This window comes from Zooshikella sp. RANM57 (genome assembly GCF_050749885.1).
In the GTDB taxonomy this organism is placed as follows: Bacteria; Pseudomonadota; Gammaproteobacteria; order Pseudomonadales; family Zooshikellaceae; genus Zooshikella.
On record NZ_JBOIUB010000086.1, the window covers coordinates 1 to 255 of the forward strand.

Here is a 255-nt window from a genome sequence, read left to right on the forward strand (position 1 = left end):
GCCTGGACAGACTGGGAGGAAATTGTTGCGCCCATCTCGGCGATAAATGACGAAGTCAGACCGGTGATATTCAATAACCGGCTTTATATTGCCTGGCAAGAGTGGGAGTCAGAGCCAGATGCGAGTGATCCTACAGCAGAGAGTCGCTATAAGGTAATTAAAATAATATACCAGAAATTCAATGGGGACTGGTCAGCCAGCAATAATTTTAGGATTACTGATTATGATTACTTTATGAATGACGGTGCTGATGAT

At 43.5% G+C, this 255-nt stretch carries 1 protein-coding gene; it reads left to right on the forward strand.

Going from position 1 to position 255, the window contains the following annotated elements:
• The coding region (locus ACQ96U_RS27245; protein ID WP_431724423.1) for a neuraminidase-like domain-containing protein at nucleotides 1–255 on the forward strand (255 nt) is incomplete at both ends.